Origin of the sequence: Cellulosimicrobium composti (assembly GCF_009711085.1) — a bacterium.
Lineage (GTDB): Bacteria > Actinomycetota > Actinomycetes > Actinomycetales > Cellulomonadaceae > Cellulosimicrobium > Cellulosimicrobium composti.
The window spans coordinates 53,795-75,410 of the sequence record NZ_WMKA01000017.1 but is presented as its reverse complement, the minus strand read 5'-3'; the positions used below and the strand labels follow the sequence as shown (position 1 = coordinate 75,410).

General features: G+C 76.2%; 14 protein-coding genes, 2 tRNA genes and 2 pseudogenes. 4 read left to right on the top strand and 14 right to left on the bottom strand.

Annotated features, from left to right (window positions below):
• From GJV82_RS20020 to GJV82_RS20455, 7 genes and pseudogenes are all read right to left on the bottom strand, one after another.
• A pseudogene (locus tag GJV82_RS20020) lies at positions 1 to 676 on the bottom strand (hypothetical protein); the annotation flags it as partial.
• A 107-nt stretch (positions 677 to 783) separates the two neighbouring features.
• Positions 784 to 1,365: pseudogene (locus tag GJV82_RS20875) on the bottom strand (RNA polymerase sigma factor); the annotation flags it as partial.
• Between the two features lie 178 nt (positions 1,366 to 1,543).
• Positions 1,544 to 2,989, bottom strand: a complete 1,446-nt coding sequence (locus GJV82_RS09455) for a ThuA domain-containing protein (RefSeq protein WP_196217213.1) — start codon at positions 2,987 to 2,989, stop codon at positions 1,544 to 1,546.
• A gap of 268 nt (positions 2,990 to 3,257) precedes the next feature.
• Positions 3,258 to 4,430 carry an RtcB family protein gene (locus GJV82_RS09450; protein WP_155099049.1) on the bottom strand — a complete coding sequence of 391 codons (1,173 nt, stop codon included), beginning with the start codon at positions 4,428 to 4,430 and terminating at the stop codon, positions 3,258 to 3,260.
• A gap of 121 nt (positions 4,431 to 4,551) precedes the next feature.
• Positions 4,552 to 4,624: transfer RNA gene (locus GJV82_RS09445), tRNA-Gln, on the bottom strand.
• Positions 4,625 to 4,668: 44 nt separating this feature from the next.
• A tRNA-Arg gene (locus GJV82_RS09440) sits at positions 4,669 to 4,740 on the bottom strand.
• A 153-nt stretch (positions 4,741 to 4,893) separates the two neighbouring features.
• Entirely contained in the window at positions 4,894 to 5,025 is a 132-nt protein-coding gene (locus tag GJV82_RS20455) for a hypothetical protein (protein WP_256891150.1), read from the bottom strand.
• A gap of 456 nt (positions 5,026 to 5,481) precedes the next feature.
• On the opposite strand from GJV82_RS20455, the gene GJV82_RS09435 reads away from it, so the two are divergent.
• From GJV82_RS09435 to GJV82_RS09425, 3 genes are all read left to right on the top strand, one after another.
• Positions 5,482 to 6,306, top strand: coding sequence for a metal-dependent hydrolase (locus GJV82_RS09435; RefSeq protein WP_115942676.1), 825 nt, complete (start codon positions 5,482 to 5,484; stop codon positions 6,304 to 6,306).
• 257 nt (positions 6,307 to 6,563) lie between these two features.
• Complete coding sequence (locus GJV82_RS09430) at positions 6,564 to 7,496, top strand: serine protein kinase RIO (protein WP_312028458.1); 933 nt, start codon at positions 6,564 to 6,566, stop codon at positions 7,494 to 7,496.
• A 50-nt stretch (positions 7,497 to 7,546) separates the two neighbouring features.
• Positions 7,547 to 7,948 (top strand): hypothetical protein, encoded by a 402-nt coding sequence (locus GJV82_RS09425; RefSeq protein ID WP_115942677.1) that lies wholly within the window; start codon positions 7,547 to 7,549, stop codon positions 7,946 to 7,948.
• Positions 7,949 to 8,017: 69 nt separating this feature from the next.
• On the opposite strand, the gene GJV82_RS09420 is transcribed toward GJV82_RS09425, so the two are convergent.
• The 4 genes from GJV82_RS09420 to GJV82_RS19430 all read right to left on the bottom strand — a co-directional run bounded on the left by GJV82_RS09420 (position 8,018) and on the right by GJV82_RS19430 (position 14,870).
• A complete protein-coding gene (locus GJV82_RS09420) occupies positions 8,018 to 8,299 on the bottom strand; it encodes a hypothetical protein (protein WP_024840106.1) in 282 nt (93 codons plus the stop codon).
• A gap of 106 nt (positions 8,300 to 8,405) precedes the next feature.
• Positions 8,406 to 12,044 carry an error-prone DNA polymerase gene (locus GJV82_RS09415; protein ID WP_155099032.1) on the bottom strand — a complete coding sequence of 1,213 codons (3,639 nt, stop codon included), beginning with the start codon at positions 12,042 to 12,044 and terminating at the stop codon, positions 8,406 to 8,408.
• Positions 12,037 to 13,767 carry a DNA polymerase Y family protein gene (locus GJV82_RS09410; protein WP_155099031.1) on the bottom strand — a complete coding sequence of 577 codons (1,731 nt, stop codon included), beginning with the start codon at positions 13,765 to 13,767 and terminating at the stop codon, positions 12,037 to 12,039. The genes GJV82_RS09415 and GJV82_RS09410 overlap by 8 nt, the downstream gene beginning before the upstream one ends.
• Entirely contained in the window at positions 13,764 to 14,870 is a 1,107-nt protein-coding gene (locus GJV82_RS19430; RefSeq protein ID WP_196217212.1) for a hypothetical protein, read from the bottom strand. The genes GJV82_RS09410 and GJV82_RS19430 overlap by 4 nt, the downstream gene beginning before the upstream one ends.
• A gap of 355 nt (positions 14,871 to 15,225) precedes the next feature.
• On the opposite strand from GJV82_RS19430, the gene GJV82_RS09400 reads away from it, so the two are divergent.
• A complete protein-coding gene (locus GJV82_RS09400; RefSeq protein WP_024840102.1) occupies positions 15,226 to 15,807 on the top strand; it encodes a YbaK/EbsC family protein in 582 nt (193 codons plus the stop codon).
• An 80-nt stretch (positions 15,808 to 15,887) separates the two neighbouring features.
• Here GJV82_RS09400 and helR read toward each other — a convergent pair whose 3' ends face one another.
• The 3 genes from helR to GJV82_RS09385 form a co-directional block, all read right to left on the bottom strand.
• Positions 15,888 to 18,155: an RNA polymerase recycling motor ATPase HelR gene (gene helR / locus GJV82_RS09395; protein WP_155099030.1), complete on the bottom strand. Its 2,268-nt coding sequence runs from the start codon at positions 18,153 to 18,155 to the stop codon at positions 15,888 to 15,890.
• A gap of 188 nt (positions 18,156 to 18,343) precedes the next feature.
• Positions 18,344 to 19,333, bottom strand: coding sequence for a siderophore-interacting protein (locus GJV82_RS09390; RefSeq protein ID WP_024840100.1), 990 nt, complete (start codon positions 19,331 to 19,333; stop codon positions 18,344 to 18,346).
• A gap of 80 nt (positions 19,334 to 19,413) precedes the next feature.
• Positions 19,414 to 21,594 (bottom strand): iron ABC transporter permease, encoded by a 2,181-nt coding sequence (locus GJV82_RS09385; RefSeq protein ID WP_024840099.1) that lies wholly within the window; start codon positions 21,592 to 21,594, stop codon positions 19,414 to 19,416.
• Positions 21,595 to 21,616: the final 22 nt, after the last annotated feature.

The following is a 21,616-nucleotide window of genomic DNA, read 5'->3' as shown; positions in this document are numbered from 1 at the left end:
CCTGCACCGTGGGCGCGGGGTCGCCGTCGGCCGCGCGGTCGTCGTCCGCCGCCGCGTCGTCCGTGCCGGGAGGTGCGGCCGGTCCGCCCGCGGCGTCGCCCGGCGCCGCGGGTGCGGACGACCCGCCCGACGTCGTCCCCGGCGCGGGCGCGCCCGGTACCGTCTCCTCGGCGACGGGCGGGGCCCCGGACGGCGCACCTGCCCACCACCCGGCGACCGCGCCGACGCCGACGACCGCCGCGACCACGACCGCCGTGACGCCGCCGAGGACGAGCCCCGGCGCGCCGACCACGGCACCCGAACCCGCGCCCGCACCGGCGCCGGAACCCGCTCCGGAGGCCCCGGGCGCCGAGCCCGCCGCCGCGCCCTCTCCGACCGGCGGGCCGACCGGCGGGCCGACCGGCGGCACGGACGACGCCGCGGGGTCGGGTGTGGGGGGCACGACCGCCGCGGCGTCGGCCGCGGCGACCACGGGCGCGACCGTGCCCGCCGCGCCGAGCGCCGCGGGGACGCCGAGCACGAGCGGCAGCAGGACGGCGCGCAGTCGCGAGGCGACGTCGTCGACCTCCTCGGCGAGGATCGAGCACGCGAGGCACCCGGTGAGGTGGTCCTCGACGCGCGTGCCGCGCGGGGCAGCGCACCGCGCGCGTGGTCGCCGAGCCGCTCCGCCGTCCAACGACACTCGGGCGCGACCGACTCCGTCGTGACGTGCGCCTGGAGCCACTCGCGCCGCAACCCCTCGCGCGCCCGGTACGCGAGCGCGGCGGTCGCCGACGCGGACAGGCCGAGCAGCGGCGCCGCCTCGCGCGGCTCCATCCCCTCGACCTCGGTGTACCAGAGGACGGTCTGCCAGCGCTCGGGCAGGCGCCGGAACGCGCGCGCCGTGACCGAGCGCTCGAGCACGAGCGCGGTCGCGTCGCGCTCGTCGACGACCTCCGGCACCTCGTCCACGGGGTACGGGTCGGGCGTGCGCGACCACGTCGCGGCGACCGCCCGCAGGGTCGTGTAGAGGTACGGGCGGAACGGGCCCGTCGGCCCGGCGCCGGACTGGAGCGCGTGCAGGACGCGCACGAACGCCTCCTGGAGGAGGTCGTCCGGGTCGTAGGTGGACGTGATCCGGCGCGCCGCCGCGCGGCCCGCCCCGGCGTGCCGGTCCCACAGGGTGGCGAACGCCTGGACGTCCCCGCCGCGCACGGCGTCCGCGAGCTCCGCGTCGGACGGACCCGCGTCGGCCGGTGCGCCCTCGGAGGTCACCACGCCGTCGGCGGTCGCCGGGTCGTCGGCGGTCGCCGGGTCGTCCGGCCGCGAGTCCGGGGACGGCTCGGTGCCCCCGGTCGGGTGCCCGGTCAGGTGGTGCGCGTGCATGCTCGCCTCTCGTCCGGGGGCGCGGGATCGCCGGCCCCTCGCAGGATGAGACGCGCACGGGACGCGGTCATGACGCGGCGGCGACCCCGGGTGACCGACATCACCCGGGCCGCGGTCCCCCAGCACGACGACGTCGCCCGCCGCACCCGCGAGGGCGCGACGGGCGACGTCGGGAACGTCAGGCCGTGCCCGCGTACGCGAGCGCGATCTCCTCGGTCACGGTCTCGCCGTCGCGCTCGGCGCTCGCCGTGACCGTCACCTCGCCACCGGGGACCTCGACGAGCCGGGTCGCGAACGCCTGGTAGGCGTTCGCGGCGGGCGCGACGCCCGCGAACGACTTCGAGCCGTACGGCGTCGTCACGGTGATGTCGACGGGCGTCTCGTCCTCGTTGAGCACGCGCACCGCGAGGTACTGCTTGCCGCCCATCGTCCGCAGCTCGGCCTCGGCCGCGAGGTCGAGCGACGGGCCGTCGTCGACGAGCCCGGTCTGCCAGTCGACGAGGTCGTCGATCTTCGTCGCGAGCAGCGCGCGGTCGCCCGCCGCCGCCGACAGGTGGTCGACGAGCGCGCGGGCAGCGCCCAGCACCTGGACGGCCGTGGCCGGGTCGCCGTCGTCGGCCGCGGAGCGCGCGCTGCCGAGCAGCGACGCGATCGCGCCGGCGATCACGCTGTCCCCGACCGCCGAGGTGTCGAGCCCGGCGACGATGCCCTCGACCTCGGGGAACGTGACGCAGTTGCCGCCGCCCTCGACCTTGCCCGCGGTCCACTCGATGCCCTTGAGCACGTGCTCGAGGAACAGCGGGTCGGTCCAGGACTCGTCGGTGTGGCCGGCGCCCTCGTACCACGAGCGACCGCCCTCGAAGTTGTGGCACCACGAGATCGGGTGGTCCTCACCCATCGCGCCGTTGCCCGGGGAGTAGGTCGACTCGTCCAGCGTGAGGAGCACGTGGACGTCGTCGCGCGGGTTGGTCGAGTAGTTGTACCACTCGTCGAACCGCTCCCAGACGGCCGGCAGGTGCGCGGTCGACGGGTGCGCGGGGTTCTCGACCCGCATCGTCGCCGTCTGCTGCGCCGGGTGGCTGATGAACCGCGCGCCGCCACCCGTGAGCTCGCTGTACCAGGGCACGGTGTGCATCGTGTCCGTCGCGGCGTGCAGACCGACGTACCCGCCCCCGCCACGGATGTAGCCCTGGAACGCGGCCAGCTCCGCGTCGTCGAGCAGGCGCGGCGTCGCCGGGTTGAGCGAGTTCGTGTTGTCGACCGGCGAGGCGAACACGATGGTCGCGTACTGCGACAGGTTCTCCGCGCTCGTGAACGGCGACGAGTCCATCGTCAGGTCGGGCTGACCGGGCGAGCCGGGTCCCCACCAGCCCGACGAGCTGTTCGGCGGGTCCCACACGTCGACGGTGAACCCGTTCTCCTCACCGAGGTCGATGAGGGCGAGCGTCGTGTCGTCGATGTGCGAGTGCCGGAAGCCGAGCGTCTCGCCGACGACGAGGATCTTGTACTCCTCGTCGTCCGCCGCCGCGGGGACGGCCGCCACGAGCGTCGCTCCCCCGGCGACCGGCAGCGCGACCGCCGCCGCCACCGCCCGCCTGATCGTCGTGCCGCTGAACAAATTCATGCGTGCTTCTCCCTCGTCGTCGAGAGCGCGAGCCGGGCATCCGCTCGCCATGACCGTGGGCAGCCCGGCGGCGCGCGCACTCCTGCGTGCGTGGACGTCGGCTGCTGCCGATGCAGCGAGTTTTGACGGCGGTCGATCAGAAGTCAAGGATTCAACGACACGTGGCGCGCTTCTCACCCGGTCGCCACCACCCGGCCGAGCATGCGGTTCGGGAGCGTCCGTGCACCCGGACACTCCCGAACCGCATGTTCGGTGCGACGAGAAGCGCTCAGCCCTTGACGCAGAGGAGCGTCGTGAGCCGCGCGACGACCTCGACGAGGTCGGACTGCGCGCTGATGACCTCGTCGAGGTCCTTGTACGCGCCCGGGATCTCGTCGAGCACCCCGGCGTCCTTGCGGCACTCGACGCCCGCGGTCTGGGCCGCGAGGTCGTCGAGCGTGAACGTCTTCTTCCCCTTGGTGCGGGACATCCGACGCCCCGCGCCGTGCGACGCCGACCAGTACGACTCTGGGTTCCCGAGCCCGCGCACGACGAACGAGCCGGTGCCCATGGACCCGGGGATCAGGCCGAGGTCGCCCTTTCCCGCCCGGATCGCGCCCTTGCGCGTCACAACGAGCTCCTGGTCGCCCACGCGCTCGACCGCGACGTAGTTGTGGTGGACGTTCACGGCCTCCTCGAACGCGATCTCGCGCCCGGGGAAGGACGCGCGCACCGCGTCCACGACGAGCGTCATCATGACCGCACGGGAGCGTGCCGCGTACTCCTGCGCCCACCACAGGTCGGCGAGGTAGGCGTCCATCTCCGGCGTGCCGCCGAGGAACACGGCGAGCTCATGGTCCACGAGCCCCTGGTTGTGCTCGAGGCGCTTCGCGACCGCCACGTGCTGCTCGGCGAGCGTCTTGCCGATGTTGCGCGACCCCGAGTGGAGCTGGAGCCAGACCTGCCCGTCGGTGTCGGTGCAGAGCTCGGCAAAGTGGTTGCCTCCGCCCAGCGTTCCCAGCTGTCGGCGCGCGCGGCCCTCGATGTCCGACACGCGTGCGTGGAGCCCGGAGAACCGCGACCAGAACGCGTCCGCGCCGCGTGCGACCTCCGCCGGCCCGCGCCCGGAGATCGAGCGCAGGCGGCGCGGGTCCACGGGCTCGTCGTGCGCGTGGAAGCCGACGGGGATCGCCGCCTCGATGCGTGCTCGCACCGGCCCGAGGTCGTCGGGCAGGTCCTCCGCCGTGAGCGACGTGCGGACGCCGATCATGCCGCACCCGATGTCGACGCCGACGGCGTTGGGCGACACCGCGTCACGCATCGCGATGACCGAGCCGACGGTCGCGCCCTTGCCGAGGTGGACGTCCGGCATGACGCGCACCCCCTCGACCCACGGCAGCGCGGCGATGTTGCGCAGCTGCTGCAGCGCGGCGGGCTCGACGGCGTGCTCGTGCGCCCACATGAGGGTGGGCGCCTTCGCCCCCGACAGCGGGACGGGGAACGCGTGGGCCTCGGTGCTCACGGTGCTGACCTCCTCGGGTCGTCCTGACGATCATGACGCCGCCCCGGCGGGGCGACGAGGGTGCGCGCGGGAGGAGTCGAACCTCCGGCGTCCGGCTGCAAGAACCGGTGCTCCGGCCGTGGAGCGACGCGCGCTGGTGCTCCTTAACGTCGAGCAGACGGGACGCGAGGCGTCCAGGTGCCTCCGGAGGGAGTCGAACCCCCGTCTCCGCTTCCGCAGAGCGGCGTCGTGTCCGTCGGACCACGAAGGCAGTGCTTTTCTCCGTAGGCGCACGACAAATGCGCACCGACGGCGAAGAGAACAGAAAGGCAGCACGAGAAATGCACCCCGACCGGGTGCATTCCCGCACAAGAAAAAGGCCGCCCCGGCGATGTCCGGGACGGCCTGTCGTACGACGCTGTGGTCAGACGACAGGACCGCCGGAGTCGCCGGCGAGGAACGAGGACACGCCGAGATACGCCACGGGCAGCACGACGTGCCGCTGCTCGCGGGGCAGCACGGGACGTCGCCGGTCCTGCTGGACGGGTTCGCGCACGGCACTGCTCCTCTCGGTCACGTCGGGGTGGCCCACGCACCGGAATGTCGTCGACCGAGGAAGACCGTACGCGCCTTCGCGCGTCCGCACAACCCCATTTCCAGAATTCATCGGAATTCCCCGGCAACCAGGCCGGTCGCGCTCCGAGGAACGTCGCACGCCTTTCCTCCACGCGTCGAGCAGCCATCTCCGGCGAGGCGCCACCCCGCCCCCGGTCGAGCCCACGACGCGACCACCCCCTGCCCCTGCTCGCCAGCGCAGGTGCCGCCGGCCGGGCGCCTCAGCACTGCTTGGCACACTTTTCTCCACGGAGCACGTCGTCGGCGCCCCGGTCGACCCGTCGGCGCTGTCGGCGCTCTCGGCGCTGTCGGCGGCGACCGGTAGGGTTCCGGACGTTCCGGACACACCTCCCGACGCCGACGAACCGCGCGTCACCGACGACAGGAGAACGCCGCCATGATGGGCGCCCACCACGCCGCGACCGGCGCCGCCGCCTGGGTCGCGGTGACGTCCACCGCCCCGTTCGCCCTCGGGTGGCACCCCGTGTCGTCGGTCGGGGTCATGACGGGCGCGGTCGTGTGCGCCGGGGCCGCGCTGCTCCCGGACGCGGACCACCACAACGGGACCTTCGCCCACTCCCTGCCGCCCGTGAGCGAGTGGGTCTCCGACGCGGTCGAGACGGTCTCGGGCGGGCACCGGCAGGGCACGCACTCGTTCCTGGGCATCGCGGTCTTCACCGCGCTCGCCTGGCTCGCCGGGCTCGTCACGGTGGAGACGGAGAGCTTCGGCACGGTCTCCGTGGGCGGTGGCCTGCTCGCGGTGCTCCTCGTCGCGCTCGCCCTCAAGGCGCTCAAGCTCACGCGGCGCGGCAAGCTCGTGCCGTGGGCCACGTCGCTGACGATCGCCGTGCTCGTCGCCCTCTTCTCCCCCGAGGAGTGGAACTGGCTGCCCGTCGCCGTCGGGATCGGCGTGACCGTGCACGTCCTCGGCGACGTCCTCACGACGAACGGCGCTCCCCTCCTGTGGCCCGTGAAGATCCGCTCGCCCCGCTGGGTGCGCAGGTCCCTCGTCGTCGACGACGTCTGGCGCCCGAGCGGGAGCTTCGCCGTGCCGCTGCTCGGCTCCACGGGGTCGGTGCGCGAGTGGGTCCTCGCGACGGCCGTCGGGCTCTACGCGACCGTCGGGTTCGTCTGGGCCGCGCTCGACCAGATGGGCTTCGACACCTACGGGACGTACGAGCGCGTGGCGTCCGCGATCCAGGCGCTCGCGACGGGCTCCTGACGCCGCGGGCGCGCCCGCCGTTATTCGCTTGCCGGGCCGCGCGCCCGGGTGGGACGGTCTCAGGACGTCGCCCGCGCCGTCGGGCACCGGAGGAAGGGAGGAACGCCATGAGCTGGACGAGCCACGCTCGCGTGTCCACCACCCCCGGGAGCCCCGACCGCCGCTAGCGGTCCGGACCGTCCGCGACGGTCCGCACCCCGCCCGCCCGCGAGGCGGCGCGGCGGCGCCGTGCGCTCCCCGCCCGAAGGAGCCCACCCGTGCCCGAGCACGACCCGCCGTACCCCGACCCGTACCTCCCGCCGACGTTCGCGGGAGACCCCCGCACTCCCCCTCCGCGCCGCCTGCGGCGCCACGACGACACGGACGACGCCGGCCCGGTGACCGGTGTGCTCGACGCCGCGCTCGCCGAGGACCAGCGGTGGTCCACGTGGTCCGCCGTCGAGAAGGGCCAGCGCGGGCCCGAGCCGCGACCCGAGTGGGTCGTCACGGCCGACGCGGCCGTCGACACCGAGCTCGGCGTCCTCAAGACCGGCAAGGAGGCGGACGTCTTCCTCGTCGAGCGCGCCGTCCCCGGCGACGACGCGCGGCGCTCGCTGCTCGCCGCGAAGCGCTACCGCGACCTCGACCACCGCGCGTTCCGGCGCGACACCGTCTACACCGAGGACCGGCGCGTTCGCCGCACGCGCGACCGCCGCGCCCTCGACCGCAAGTCCCGCTACGGCCGCCAGGTCGCGGCCGGGCAGTGGGCGGCGGCCGAGTTCGCCGCGCTCGGCGAGCTGTGGTCGGCCGGGGTGCCCGTGCCGTACCCGGTCCAGATCGACGGGAACGAGATCCTCATGGAGTTCGTCGGCACCTCGGACGGCACCGTGCACGAGGCCGCGCCGCGCCTCGCGCGCACGCGTCCCGACGCCGACCTGCTCGCCTCGTGGTGGGACCAGGTCCGCGACGCGATGGCGGTGCTCGCGCGCCTCGGCTACACGCACGGCGACCTGTCGCCGTACAACGTGCTCGCGGACGGGGACCGGCTCGTCGTCATCGACCTGCCGCAGGTCGTCGACCTCGTGGCGAACCCGTTCGGGACCGAGCTGCTCCTGCGCGACTGCCGCACGATGGCCGCCTGGTTCGCCTCGCGCGGTCTCGACGCCGACGCCGACGAGCTCTTCGCGGCGCTGCTCGCGCAGGCGTGGTGAGGGTGCGCGTGCCCCGCGCGCGCCGACGGCGGGCGCGGTAGAACGGGACCATGGAGCCCTCCACCGAGTCCTTCGACGCCGACGACGTCCAGACGTTCCTCACGACCTACGGGGTCGCGCTCTCCACGGGAGACCTCGACACGATCGGCGAGAGCTACGCGTTCCCGGCGCTCGTGGTCGGGTCGACCGGGTCGGTGCTCCTCGCCGACCCGGAGGACGTGCGCGAGTCGACCATCGAGACCGCACGCGGGTTCCGCGAGCGTGGCCTCGTCGGTGTCGTCGCCCACCTCGAGGACGTCGAGGAGGTCGGCGACGCGCTCGTGTGGGCGCGCGTGCGCTGGAGCTACCGCGACGAGTACGCGAACGAGCAGGAGGCGCAGGAGGTCCGGTACCTGCTGCGCCGCGCGCGCGACACGTTCGAGGTCTGCGTCGTCGCGCCCATCGCTCCGTAGCCCCACGCCGTCGACCTGCCGGCGCGGGGCTGCTGGCACGGGACCGGTCGGGCGCGTCCGGGGCGGGGGTCAGGACAGCCGGTTGTCGCGGTCCTCCCACGGCGTCGACGCCGCCTCCTTGTGCGCGGCGCCGTCGTCGGGCTGCAGCGCCCGGACGACGAACGACCCGGCGGCGAGCACGACGCCGCTGGTGAACGCGACCTGCAGCACGGTGAGGAGCAGGCCCACGAACCACGTGCCGACGAAGGAGTAGGTGAGGTTCGCGAGACCGACGTTCTGGACGAGGGCGCTCCCCACGGTGAGGCCGACGCCGGTCCAGAACATCGTGCGGGCGGTGAGGCGGGGTGGCATGCGGGTCCTCTCGTCGGTGAGCCGGTGCGGACGACCCGCCGTCGCACGCCGGGCCCTCGACCGCTCCGTTCCTACCACGCGCGCCCACCGGACGGCGACGAACCCGTCAGTGGAAGTCGCGCGACGTCGTCGCGACCTGGAGCGAGAGCGGCGCGAGGTGCTCCGCGACGAGGTTCGTGGCGCCGTCGGCCCGCTCCAGCCGCCCGCGCACGACGAGCGCCGCGGACCCGCGCGCGACCTTCCGGAACCGCTGCCACAGCCCGGGCGAGCACACGACGTTGAGGATCCCCGTCTCGTCCTCGAGCGACAGGAACGTCACGCCCCCGGCCGTCCCGGGGCGCTGGCGGTGCGTGACGACGCCGCCCACGGCGACGCGCGACGACGGGTGGGGTCGCGTGCCGGGCGTCTCGCCCGCGGCGCGCTCCGCCTCGTCGACCTGCTCGATCTCGCGCGACACCGCCACGGCGCCGACGACGGTGAGCACCCCGGCCGCGGTGAGGCCGTCGCGGACGTACTGCGTCGGGTAGGAGTCGGTGGACACGCCCGTGGCCCACACGTCGGCGACGGCGGTCTCGACCTCGGTCATGCCGGGCAGCGCCGGGGCCTCGACGCCGACGCTCACGCCCGGCAGCGTGCCCGGGCCCTCCTGCGCGAGCGCGCCGGCCGCCCACAGCGCCTCGCGCCGCGTCACGCCGAGGCCGTCCGTCGCGCCGGCGGTCGCGAGCCCCTCGAGCTGGGCGGTCGTGAGGTCGACGCGTCGCACGAGGTCGCGCAGGTCGCTGAACGGCCGCCCCTCCCCCGGCGTCCCGCGCGCCGCGACGACGCGCTCGGCCGCGTCCTTGCCGAGCCCGCGCACGCTCGCGAGCCCGAGCCGCACCGCGAGCGTGAGGTCCGGCTCGGGCCCGAACGCGGTGTCGATCCGCACCTCCCCGCCGAACATGCGGTTGTCGCCCGTCCGGCCGCCGGGACGATCGCTGTCCGCATGGTCGGAGGGCGCAGCCGCATGGTCGGCGGGCAGCCGCTCGACCGTCGCCTCGACGTCGGACGCGTTGACGTCGGGGCGCAGCACGGTGACGCCGTGGCGGCGCGCGTCGGCGACGAGCGACTGCGGCGAGTAGAACCCCATGGGCTGCGCCGCGAGCAGCCCCGCGTAGAACGCGGCGGGGTGGTGCACCTTGAGCCACGAGCTCGCGTAGACGAGGAACGCGAACGAGTACGCGTGCGACTCGGGGAACCCGAAGTCGGCGAACGCCTTGAGCTTGTCGTAGATCTGCTCGCGCACGGCCGGGTCGCTCACGCCCCGCTCGCGCATCCCGTCCATGAGGCGCCCGCGCAGCTCCTCCATGCGCTCGACCGACCGCTTGGACCCCATCGCGCGCCGGAGCTGGTCGGACTCCTTCGGGGAGAAGCCCGCGACGTCGATCGCCATCTGCATGAGCTGCTCCTGGAACAGCGGCACGCCGAGCGTCTTGCCGAGCGACTTCTCCAGCAGCGGGTGCAGGAACGTCACCTCCTCCCGGCCCCGCGCCCGGTTGATGTACGGGTGCACGGACCCGCCCTGGATGGGACCCGGGCGGATGAGCGCGACCTCGATGACGATGTCGTAGAACGTCCGGGGTCGCAGGCGCGGGAGCGTCGCCATCTGCGCGCGCGACTCGACCTGGAACACGCCGACGGTGTCGGCCGCGCACAGCAGGTCGTACACCGCCGGGTCGTCCTCGGGCAGCGTGTGCAGCGCGAGGCGCGGCCCGCCCTCGTGCCGCTCCACGAGGTCGAACCCGATGCGCAGCGCCGTGAGCATCCCGAGGCCGAGGAGGTCGAACTTCACGAGCCCCGCGTCCGCGCAGTCCTCCTTGTCCCACTGCAGGACGGTGCGGCCCTCCATGCGCGCCCACTCGACGGGGCACACCTCGATGACGGGACGGTCGCACATGACCATGCCGCCCGAGTGGATGCCCAGGTGCCGCGGGAGGCGCAGCATGCGGTCGGCGAGGTCGAGCACCTCGTCGGGGATCTCGCCCTCCTGCGCGGCCGACGGCGGCCGGTGAGCGGGCACGACGTCGTGCGTGTCGTCCGCGCACAGGACGTCGCCCTCGTCCACGGCGAGCGGGTCGACGACGCGCGCGCCCCGGCCGGTGAGGTCGGGCGACCAGTCCCGGCTCCCCCACAGCCGCGCCGTCGCGGCGTCCTTGCGGGCGGTGCGCGTCGTGGTCCACGGCACGGCCGGGTCCGGCGACCCGGACGACTTCGCCGCGAGCGCGCGCTCCTTCGCCGCTCGGTCCGCCGCGGGCGACGACGGGTCCGGGCCGCGCAGCGACCCCCAGCGCTCGATGGACTTGCTCCACGCGTCGGCCTGCCCGACGTCGTACCCGAGCGCCCGGGCCGCGTCACGCACGGCGGACTTGGGCCGGTAGGAGATGACGTTCGCGACCTGCGCGGCGTGCGTGCGCCCGAACGTCCGGTAGACGTGCTGGATGACCTCCTCGCGCCGCGCGGACTCGATGTCGATGTCGATGTCCGGCGGGCCGTCGCGCTCGGGCGCGAGGAAGCGCTCGAACAGCAGGCCGTGCCGCACCGCGTCGACGGCGGTGATGCCGAGCGCGTAGCAGACCGCGGAGTTCGCGGCCGAGCCGCGGCCCTGCGCGAGGATCCCGTTCACCCGGCAGAACTCCACGAGGTCGTAGACGACGAGGAAGTACCCGGGGAAGTGCAGGTCCTCGATGACGCGCAGCTCGTGGTCGATCTGCGCCCACGCGCCCGGAACCGTCTCCCGGTCGCGGGGGCCGTAGCGGTCCTCGGCGCCGCGCCGCACGAGCTCGCGCAGCCACGTGGCCTCCGTGTGCCCGTCCGGCACGGGGTACGGCGGGAGGTCGGGCGCGACGAGCTGCAGGTCGAACGCGCACTCGTCGCCGAGCGCGGCGGCCGTCGCGACGGCCTGCGGGTGCCGGTGGTGGCGCGCGAGCATCTCCGCCGCGGAGCGCAGGTGGGTCGTCGGGGCGCCGGGCAGCCAGCCGTCGAGGTCGTCGAGCGACGAGCGCGCGCGCACGGCCGCGAGCGCCCCGGCGAGGTCGGCGTCGCGCGGGTGGGCGTAGTGCGCGGCGGTCGTCGCGACGAGCGGCAGCCGGGCGTCGGCGGCGAGGTCGGCGAGCGCGGCGTGCAGGTCGGCGTCGCGCGGGTCGTCGGTCGCGGTGATCTCGACGGCCACGTTGTCCGCGCCGAAGAGCGCGACGAGCCGGTCGAGCTCGCGGCGCGCGGCGGCGCGGCCGGACGTGACGAGCGCGCGTCGCACCGCGCCCTTGCGGCACCCGGTGAGCACGAGCCACTGCCCGGCGGCCTCCGCCGCGAGCTGTTCGAGGCGGTAGTCGGCGGCGCCCTTGGTCCCGGTCGCGAGGTGCGCGGTCGCGATCGCGCGCGAGAGGTTGCGGTACCCCTGGGGGCCGCGCGCGAGCGCGAGCAGGTGGGTCGAGCGCGGGTCGGGGACGCCGGTGGGCGGGTCGAGCACGGGGGCGCCGGTCGCGGTGGGCGCGGGCAGGTGGAGCTCGGACCCGAAGATCGTGGGCAGGTGGACCTTGCGCGCGGCCTCCGCGAAGCGCACGACGCCGTACAGGCCGTCGTGGTCGGTGACGGCGAGCGCCGAGAGCCCGAGCCGCGCGCCCTCGGCGGCGAGCTCCTCGGGGTGGGACGCGCCGTCGAGGAAGCTGAACGCGGAGTGCGCGTGGAGCTCGGCGTACCGGGGTTCAGTCATAGAGCCCCTCCACGGTCCAGCGCCCGCGGGCGCTCGCGAGGAGCAGGCCGCGGCCGTCGTCGAGCAGGACCTGGACGTGCACGCGGCGCCGGGGCGCGGGCGTCCACCAGCGCTCGGCGAGCGGCCACGGCCCGGCCCAGTCCACGACGGCGCGCGTGCTGCCCGGTCCCGGCGCCACCGTCCCGTGCGGGGCCGCCGCCGCGCGGGCCCGGGGCGCGTCCTCCTCGGGCGGGGCCGGCCACCGCACGGTCGCGGGCTCACCGCTCATCGCGAGGCGCGCGTCGACGACGACGGGCCGCCCCGCGGCGTCGAGCACGACGACGTCCTGCGGCTCGACGGGCACGAGCGCGGGAGCAGGGCTCGGCAGCGCGCCGGGCCACGGCAGGGCCGGGTCGCGCGGGCGCGCGACGTCCTCCCCGAACGGCACGAGGTGCACGCGGTCGGTCACGTCGCGGCCGCCCTGGACCTGCACGCGCAGGACGGCGTCGCCGCCGAGGATGCCCTGCACGCGCCCGAGCGCGCGGTGGGCGCGCGCGTCCTCGCCGCTCGACGCGCCCCACAGGCGCGGCTGCTCGGCCCCGGCGGGCACGACCTCCTCCGCCGTGAGGGACAGGCGGGCCAGCGGCGCGACGCCCGGGACGACGTCGGCCCCGCCGGGCGAGCCGCCCCGCTCTCCTCCGCGACCGCCCCCGCGCCCGGCCCGGGCCGCGCGCCCGGCGCGGACGGACGTGGTGGTGAGCCAGCCCTCGAGCTGCCACCGCACCTTGTCCGTGAGGCGCGCCGGGCTCATCGCGCCCGGTCCGTCGAGCCGCCACGTGCGCTCGAGGTCGTCGCCCTCGACGGTCCGCGCGGTGATGCGCAGGCGCCCGGCGACGAGCGAGCGCGCGACGAGCTGGTCGTGCAGGTCCTCGGAGAGCCGGCGCGCGGCGAAGGTCGCGACGTCGACGCGCTCGGCGGGCGGGTCGAGCTCGGCGCTCACCGCGACGTCGGGCTCGACGCGGCGCCGCGCGGGCGGGCGCAGGTCCTCGCCGCGCGCGAGCCGGTGCGCCCACGCGCCGAGGTCGCCGAAGCGTCCCTCGACCGTCGCGGGCGGCAGGGCCGCGAGCGCGCCGAGGGTGCGCACGCCGAGCCGGCCGAGGAGGTCCACGAGCTCGTCGACCGCGACGGCGGCGTCCGGCCGGGCGGTGACGTGCACGAGGTCGCGCGCCGGCCGCGGCGCGAGGAACGCGGCGGAGCGGCCGGGCGGGACGACGGCGGCCTCCCGCGCGGCGAGCACGGCCGCGAGGATGCCGTCGGCGACGCCCACCTGGCTCTCGTGACCGGTGCGCTCGGCGACGCGCGCGACGAGCGCCTCCGCGAGCGCGGCGTCGGACCCGTGGTACCGGCTCGCCCCGGCGGCGGGCAGGAGCAGCAGGCCGGGCCGGGTGATCTCCAGCCCCGCGACGACGGTCTCGGCCGCGAGCGCGACGGGCTCGAACTCGCGGGCGTCGCGCGCGTCGTCGACGTCGAGCAGCTCGAGCTCGGGGCAGCACTCACGGGCCCGACGGCGGCGCATGCCGCGGCGCACGCCCTGGGCCCGGGCGGTCGCGGAGACGGCGACGACGCGGCGGCCGTCGTGCGTCGCGGCGGGGACGTGCGCGGGGACGTCGCGCACCGCCATCGCCGCGAGCACCGGCCAGTCCGGCACCCACAGGGCCGCCGTGCGGGTCGGGTGCGGGCTCATCCGACGAGCCGGAGCCGGGAGGGCCGGTCGGGGTCGTCGGCCCGGGCGGGCACGGGACCGCCGGGCACGGCGCGGGGCGCGTCGTCGGCCGCGGGGGGTGCGGCGTCCCGGGCGTCCTGCGCGAGGAACGCGGGCCAGTCGTCGTGGACGAGCGGGAGCTCGACCTCGACCCGCACCGGGCGCGCGGCTCCCCCGCGGCCCGCGCGCTCGACGACGAGGGTGCGGCGCCGCAGCCAGCCCGCCCCGTGGTCCGCGCCGGACCAGGCGCCGCCCGTGACCGTGAGCGCGACGTGCGCGCCCGGCCACGCCGTGGCGGCGACGAGCAGCGCCCCGCGCTCGCGCGCCCGGGCGGCGAGCCGACGACGGTCGGTGTCGGTGAGGGCGGCGTCGGGCCCGACGACCACGACGTCCAGGCCGTCGACGAGCGCCGCGATCGCGAGCGCCGCGTCGGGGCCGGGGCGCGGGACGAGCACGACGCGGTCGAGGTCCGCGCCGGCGTCGGCGGCCGCGAGCAGGCCGACCGCCGGGAAGCCGACCGCGGCGGTCCACGCCCCGGCCCGCGACGGGCGCGCGACGAGCGCGAGCAGGAGGCTCGTCGAGCCGCGCACGGCGAGCACGGTGCCGCGCTGCAGGCCGCCGAGGGGCAGGAGCGGGGCGAGCGCGTCGTGCACCGGCCACACCCGCTCGTCCGGGATCGCGTCCGGGACCGCGCCGTGGCGGCCGCGCGCCCGCGCCGGACGCCCGGCCGGCGCGACAGGGGCGGGCCGGGCTGGCGCCGGCGAGGAGACCTCGGCGAGCGGCACGGCCTCCGCGCGCGGGACGGCGTCGACGAACGGGACGGCGTCGACGAACGGGGCCGCGTCGACGAGCGGGGCCGCGTCGTGGTGCGGGGCCGCGTCGTGGAGCGGGGCCGCGTCGTGGACGGACTCGGCGCGCGGGGCGGGCGGCGGGGTCGCGGGTGCGACCGGGCGGTGTCGGCGCACCCCGGTACGTTCTTCGGCGCGGCGCAGGACGGCGCGAGCGCGTGCGGCCTTGTCGGCGGCCGCGACCGTGGTGGCGCCGGTCGCGCCCGCCCGTTCCGCGGGGTCGGCGAGAAGGGTCATCTCGCCTCCCGGTGCTGCTCGGACGGGACGCGCTGCCGCGCGTCGACTGCTGGGGGCGACGCTCTGCACCCACCGCTGTTCGAACAGATGTTCGAACACTTCCAGTGAACGTCCGCCGTCGCGGGGTGTCAACTCCGCAGGTGAGGGCCGTCGGCTTCGTCCGAGATGCCCGGCACAACCCTCGACCACCGCTCGAAGGTTGCCCCCCAACCCTCGACCTCTACCTGAACCTCTCCCCCGCCGAACATGCGGATACCGCCCGTCCGGCGTCCCGTACGGGCCACGACCGCATGTTCGACAGGGAGCAGACGCATGTTCGGCGCACAGGGCCGCGACGGGATGGCAGGCTGTCGCCATGGACGACCGCACGACCCTCCCCACGCTCGGCTCGCTCGTCTGGGAGCCGGCGCTCGACCACCTCGACCTCGTCGCCCCCGTCACCGCCGACGCGCTGCGCCGGTGGGCCGACGCCGACCCGGACGTCGCCGCGCTCGTGGCCGTGACGGAGATCGACCCCGACCTCGCGGACACCGCGACGCTCAACGCCGCGTTCGACCTGCCCGTCGAGGCGTCGGCGAACTGCGTCGTCGTGGGCGGCGCGCGGGCGGGCGACGAGCGCGTCGCCGCCGCCGTGGTCCGCGCGCACACGCGCGCCGACGTCAACACGCGCATCCGCAAGCTGCTCGACGTGCGCAAGGCGTCCTTCCTGCCGACCGACCGCGCGACGGCGGAGTCCGGCATGGAGTACGGCGGCATCACGCCCGTGGGGCTGCCCGCGGGGTGGCGCGTGCTCGTCGACGCGCGCGTCGTGACCGACGGTGCCCTCGCGCTCGTCGGCAGCGGCGTGCGACGCTCCAAGCTCCTGCTCCCCGGCGACCTGCTCGGGCGTCTGCCGGGCGTCGAGGTCGTCGAGGACCTCGCGGTCCCCGTCGCCTGACCGGGTCCCGGCACCGACCGGCCCGGGGGCCGCGGTGCCGCGCGACCCCCGGGCCGGTCGTCAGCCCGTGATGCGGGTCGTCAGCCGTCGAGGACGACGAGCCGCTGCGTCGCGCGCGTCATCGCGACGTAGCGGTCCACGGCGCCCTCGACGCCGTCGCCGAACCGTTGCGGCTCCACGAGCACGACGAGGTCGAACTCGAGGCCCTTGGCCGTCTCGGGCGTGAGCACCCGTACGCGCGACGACCCGGACGCGTCCGCGCCGAGCGTCGCGGAGACCGTCTCGGCCGCGGCGGACTCCGCGACCCCGATCACGCACGCCGTGCCGTCCGCGTGCTCGGCGAGCCACGCGTCGAGCACCGCGCCGAGGTCCGCGACCGCCCCGTGCGCGACGGGCACGCCCGTGCTGCGCACGGACGTCGGCACGTTGGCGTCCGGGACCGCGGCCCGGATGACGGGCTCGGCGGCCGCCATGATCTCGCACGGCGTGCGGTAGCTGACGCTCAGCGAGGACTCCGCGACCCGCTCGAACCCGACGCGCTCCAGCCGCTCGCGCCACCCTTCCGCGAACCCGTGGCGCGCCTGCGCGCGGTCCCCGACGACGGTGACGCTGCGCGACGGGCAGCGACCGAGCACCATCTGCCACTCGGCGTCGGTGAGCTCCTGCGCCTCGTCGACGACGACGTGCGCGAACGGCCCCGCGAGGCGGTCCGGCGTCGCGACGACGAGCGCGCCGTCGTCCACCAGCGCGTCGCGCAGGTCCTGGCCGCGCAGCATCTGCATGATCCCGAGGTCGCTGTCGTCGGTCGCGACGAGGTGGTCCACGACGTCGTCCATGCGCGCGCGCTCCGCCGCCGCCGCGGCCTCGTTGCGGCGCCGCCGCCGCGACGCCTCCGGGTCGCCGAGGAGCCGGCGCGCGGCGTCGAGCAGCGGCAGGTCCGCCGTCGTCCACGCGGTCGCGTCCTCGCGCTGGAGCGCGCGCACCTGCTCGGGCGTGAGCGACGGCGCGCACAGGCGCAGGTAGGCGGGCACGGACCACAGGTCGGCCACGAGGTCGGTCGGCTCCACGAGCGGCCACGCGCGGTCGAACGCCGCGCCGAGCCCGCGGTGGCGCCGCAGGGCGCGGCGCACGTCGTCGGCCTCGACGTCCACGCCGTCCTCCGCGGCTCCCCCGCTGGCCTTGTCCACGAGGATCTCCACGAGCGCGCCCCACACGTCGTCGCGCGCCTCGTTGTGCGGCGTGCCCGGGTCGACCGACCCGAAGGCCTCCGCCCAGTCGGCCGGGGAGAGCCAGACGTCGGCCCACGGCGTCTCGACCTCCATCCCCTCCGTCGGCGTGCGCTCCGAGAAGCGCACCGCGGGCTCGATCGCGGCCACGAGGTCCGCCGACGCCTTGAGCCGGGCCACGTCGGGGTCGGTCTCCTCGCGCGCCGTCGCGCCCTCGGGGACGAGGTCGCGCAGCGTGCACGTCCGCACGCCCTCCTCGCCGAGTCCCGGCAGCACGTCGGCCACGTACGCGAGGTACGGGCGGCTCGGACCGACGACGAGCACGCCCCCGTGCCCGCCGCCCACGTGCGGGTCGGCGTAGAGGAGGTAGGCCGCGCGGTGCAGCGCCACGACCGTCTTGCCCGTGCCGGGGCCGCCGTCGACGACGTGCGCACCGCGCGAGCCGGCGCGCACGATCGCGTCCTGGTCGGCCTGGATCGTGCCGAGCACGTCGCGCATGCGCGGGGACCGGCTCGCGCCGAGGCTCGCGACGAACGCCGACTGGTCGTCGAGCGCCGCGCTCGACCCGGCACCGCCCGGCACGAGCTCCTCGTCCCAGTAGTCGGTCACGCGCCCGCGCGTCCAGCGGTACCGGCGCCGCGCCGCGAGCCCGAGCGGCTGCGCGGGCGTCGCGGCGAAGTAGGGCTCGGCGGCGGGCGAGCGCCAGTCCACGAGCAGCCGCTCGCCGTCCGGGTCGGTGAGGCCCACGCGGCCCACGTAGACGACCGAACCGTCGGCGAACGTCATGCGGCCCAGGCACAGGTCCACGCCGTAGCGCTGCAGGAGGCGCAGGCGCCCGCTGATCCGGTGGACCTCCTGGTCGCGCTCGAGCGCCTCCGTCCCGCTGCCGCCCGGTGCGCGGCGCGCCGCGGCGAGGCGCTGCTCGAGGTCGGCGACGGAGTGCTCGAGGCTCGCGGCGATCGCCGCGAAGTGTCGCTCGTCGGCGGCGACGAGCGCGAGGTCGGCCTTTGCGGCGAGGCGGGCGGGGAGGTCGAACACCGGGGAGCCGGTGGTCGTGGAGTCCGTCGTCGTGGAGGCGGTGGTGGTGCGGTCGGCGGTCACGGGGGCGTCGGGCAACGTCATCAGCTCCGGTCCGGTCCTGCGGGACGCGCGGGCCGGGACGGCCCGCGCTGGAGCGGTGATTCTGCGCCCCCGAGGGGGCCTTGCCGCAAGACCCCCCGTGCGCTATACGTTGGAGAGGGAGGTCGGGAGACCTCCCTCTCTCGTGCGCCGGGACCGCGGCCGGGGTCGCGTCGACGTCCCGGGGCGCGTCAGCTCTCGGCGCGACCCTCGCGCCAGTAGCCCATGAACGCGACGGCCCGGCGGTCGACGCCGAGGTCGGCGACGAGGTGGCGCCGCAGCGTCTTGATGACGCTCGCCTCGCCCGCGAGCCACGCGTACAGGACGGTCTCCTCATCGAGCAGGCCCGGGACCTCCCAGAGGACCGACGCGTCGACGTCGACGTCCTCGAGGTCCTCCGCGGTGCGGCACTGGGTGGGCGGGTCGGTGCCGAGGACGCCGGCGCCGAGGATGCGCTCGGCGGCTTCCTTGACGGCCGGGACGAGGCGCGAGCCGTGCGCGGCCCGGGGGCCGCCGGGGACGTCGTCGCGCGCGAGGAACGTCACGCGGACGCCGGGGGGCGCCACGAGGTCGCGCGCGTCGCCGACGTGCGGCACCTCGACGTAGACCTCGCCCCACGCGTCGGCGGGCAGGTCCTCGCAGATCGCGGCGATCGCCGGCAGCGCGGTCTCGTCGCCCGCGAGCAGGAGCGCGTGCGGGCGCGTGGGCGGGCGGAACTCGATGCCGCCGACGGGGCCGTCGAACGACGCGTCGGGGCCGAGCAGGACGAGCGGCGTGCCGACCTCGGCGGCGAGCGCCCAGCGCGACGCGGGGCCGGCGTCGCCGTGCAGCACGACGTCCACGTCGACCTCGCGCGCCTCGGGGCGCACGGCGACGGTCGTGTAGGTGCGCAGCGGGTTGCGCCGCTCCTCCGGCTGGTCGCGCCACGCGGCGTACCAGGCGTCGGCGTCGCGCACGAGGTGCTCGTAGCCGCCGTCGGGCGCGGGGAGCACGAACTTGATCCGCACGTCGAGACCCGGGTCGCCGAAGAGGTCGAGCTCCGGTCCGGTGAAGGTGAACCGGCGGACGCTGGGCGAGATCTGCTCGACCCGCGCGACCTCGACGTCGAAGAAGCGCCAGGGCGCGGTCGCCCGGGCGGGACGACGGGCGCGGGTGCGGGGTGCGACGACGGTCAGGCTCACACAGGTGAGGCTAACCTACGCGACCCGAGGCGGGTCAACCCGTCCCGGCCCCTGGACGGCCACCGGTCCGGTGATCCGCGTCACGCCCCGCGGCCGCGGCTGCGCCACAGCAGGTAGACGAAGTACGGCGCGCCGAGCAGGGCGGTCCCGAGGCCCGCGGGGATCTGCCCCGGCGCGATGACGACCCGCCCGAGCGTGTCCGCCACGGAGACGAGGAGCGCGCCGAGCAGCATCGCAACGGGCACGACGCGCGCGTGCCGGGCGCCCACGAGGGCGCGGGCGGCGTGCGGCGCGACGAGCCCCACGAACGCGAGCGCGCCGATCGCGCACACCGCAGCGGCGGTGAGGAGCGCCGCGACGCCGAGCAGGAGGAGGCGCGTGCGGTCGAGCGCGATGCCGAGGACGCGTGGCGTGTCGTCGTCGAGCGCCAGGACGTCGAGGTCGCGGCGGAGCACGGCCGTGAGCGGCGTGAGCACGACGAGCGCCGCGGCGACGGGGACGAGCTGCTCGAGCGTGCGCCCGTACGTGGAGCCCGAGAGCCACGTGAGCGCGAGGTTGACGTCCCAGGGCGCGACGACGACCACGAGGAGCGTGATGAGCGCCATGACCCCGGCCTGGGCGCCGATGCCGATGAGGACGAGCCGGTCCGAGCTCAGCCCGCCGCGGTACGACAGCCCGTAGACGAGCCCGAACACGGCGAACGCGCCGACCACCGCGGCGGCCGACATGGGCCAGATGCCGACCCCGGGGACGAGGAGGATCATCGTCACGGCGCCGAGCCCGGCGCCCGAGGTCACGCCGAGCAGGCTGGGCTCCGCGAGCGGGTTGCGGCACACGGCCTGCACGATCGTGCCCGCGAGCGCGAGCGCGGCCCCGGCGAGCAGCGCGGCGAGGACGCGCGGGAAGCGCTGGTCGAGGACGAACGTCAGGTGGCGGCCCGCGGCACCCGTCCACCAGTTCGCGACGTCGCCGAGCAGCACGACCCGGTCGCCGAGCAGGAGCCCCGCGACGGCGGCGGCCGCGACCGCGGCGGACAGCACGACGACGACCACGAGCACGGCACGCCGCGAGCGCGGACGGCTCAGCGCACCGTGGCCGCCGCGCGAGGACGCGGGACCGGAGTCGCGCAGGCGGCGGGCGAGCCAGACGAGGAGGGTCGCGCCGAGGACGGTCGTCACGATGCCGGTCGGGACGGCGATCGAGAGCGTGCCCGGGAGCAGGAGCCGCAGCAGCACGTCGGCCCCGAGGACGACGACCACGCCGGTCACGGCGGCGAACGGCAGGAGCAGCACGTGCCGCCCGAGCCCGGGCACGCGCCGCGCGACGAGGCGCGCGACGACGGGCGCCGCGAGCCCGACGAACCCGACCGGTCCGGCCACGGTCACGGCGATCGCCGCGAGCAGCACGGCGACGAGCACGGCCACCACGCGCGTGCGGCGCACGTCGACGCCGAGCACGGTCGCGGCGTCGTCGCCGAGCCCGAGCAGGTCGAGGCGGCGCGCGAGGACGAGGGCGGCGAGCACGCCGACCACGACGACCGGGGTCGCGAGCGTCACCGTGCGCGTGCCGGACTGGACGATCGAGCCGCTCCCCCACGCGAACAGGCCGATGGTCTCCTGCTCGAACAGCACGAGCAGGACGGTCGTCAGGGAGTGCAGGGCGAGCATGATGGCCGAGCCCGCGAGCACGAGCCGCGTGGGCCCGTCCGCGCCGCCGCGCGCGAGGACGAGCACGAGGCCGGCGGCGACGAGCCCGCCGGCGAACGCGATCCCGCCCTGGAGGTAGAACGGGACGGAGACGCCGAACGCCGCGACGACGACGACCGAGAGGTACGCGCCCGCGTTGACCGCGAGCGTGTCCGGCGACGCGAGCGGGTTGCGCGCCACGGACTGGAGCACGGCGCCCGCGACGCCGAGCGCGACGCCCAGCAGGAGCCCCGCGAGGAGCCGCGGCACGCGCGAGGCGACGAGGACGGCGACCGTCTGGTCGACGCCCTCGCCGCCCGTGACGAGGCGCAGCAGGTCGAGCGCGCCGACGTCCGCGGTGCCCTGCGTGAGGTGCACCGCGGCGAGCACGGCCGCGACGACGACGGCCACGACGAACGCCCCCACGATCCCGAGGCGCGACGGACGCCGCGGCGGGGAGGTCGTCGGGCCCTCCGGGGTGCCCGCGGCCGCGCCGCCCGTGGGGACGACGGCCGGGGCCGGGTCCTCCAGGAGGAGGGTGTCCGGCTCCGCCGTCGTGCGCTCTCGCCTCGTCACCGTGCTCGTCAGCCTTCTCGTC

What these genes read in the sequence shown, in the direction of transcription:
- GJV82_RS09410 (WP_155099031.1), bottom strand. Translation starts at nt 13,767, where the DNA reads ATGAGCCCGCACCCGACCCGCACGGCGGCCCTGTGGGTGCCGGACTGG.
- GJV82_RS09435 (WP_115942676.1), top strand. Translation starts at nt 5,482, where the DNA reads ATGATGGGCGCCCACCACGCCGCGACCGGCGCCGCCGCCTGGGTCGCG.
- GJV82_RS09400 (WP_024840102.1), top strand. Translation starts at nt 15,226, where the DNA reads ATGGACGACCGCACGACCCTCCCCACGCTCGGCTCGCTCGTCTGGGAG.
- GJV82_RS09450 (WP_155099049.1), bottom strand. Translation starts at nt 4,430, where the DNA reads ATGTGGGCGCACGAGCACGCCGTCGAGCCCGCCGCGCTGCAGCAGCTG.
- GJV82_RS09420 (WP_024840106.1), bottom strand. Translation starts at nt 8,299, where the DNA reads ATGCCACCCCGCCTCACCGCCCGCACGATGTTCTGGACCGGCGTCGGC.
- GJV82_RS09425 (WP_115942677.1), top strand. Translation starts at nt 7,547, where the DNA reads ATGGAGCCCTCCACCGAGTCCTTCGACGCCGACGACGTCCAGACGTTC.
- GJV82_RS19430 (WP_196217212.1), bottom strand. Translation starts at nt 14,870, where the DNA reads ATGACCCTTCTCGCCGACCCCGCGGAACGGGCGGGCGCGACCGGCGCC.
- GJV82_RS09455 (WP_196217213.1), bottom strand. Translation starts at nt 2,989, where the DNA reads ATGAATTTGTTCAGCGGCACGACGATCAGGCGGGCGGTGGCGGCGGCG.
- GJV82_RS09415 (WP_155099032.1), bottom strand. Translation starts at nt 12,044, where the DNA reads ATGACTGAACCCCGGTACGCCGAGCTCCACGCGCACTCCGCGTTCAGC.
- helR (WP_155099030.1), bottom strand. Translation starts at nt 18,155, where the DNA reads ATGACGTTGCCCGACGCCCCCGTGACCGCCGACCGCACCACCACCGCC.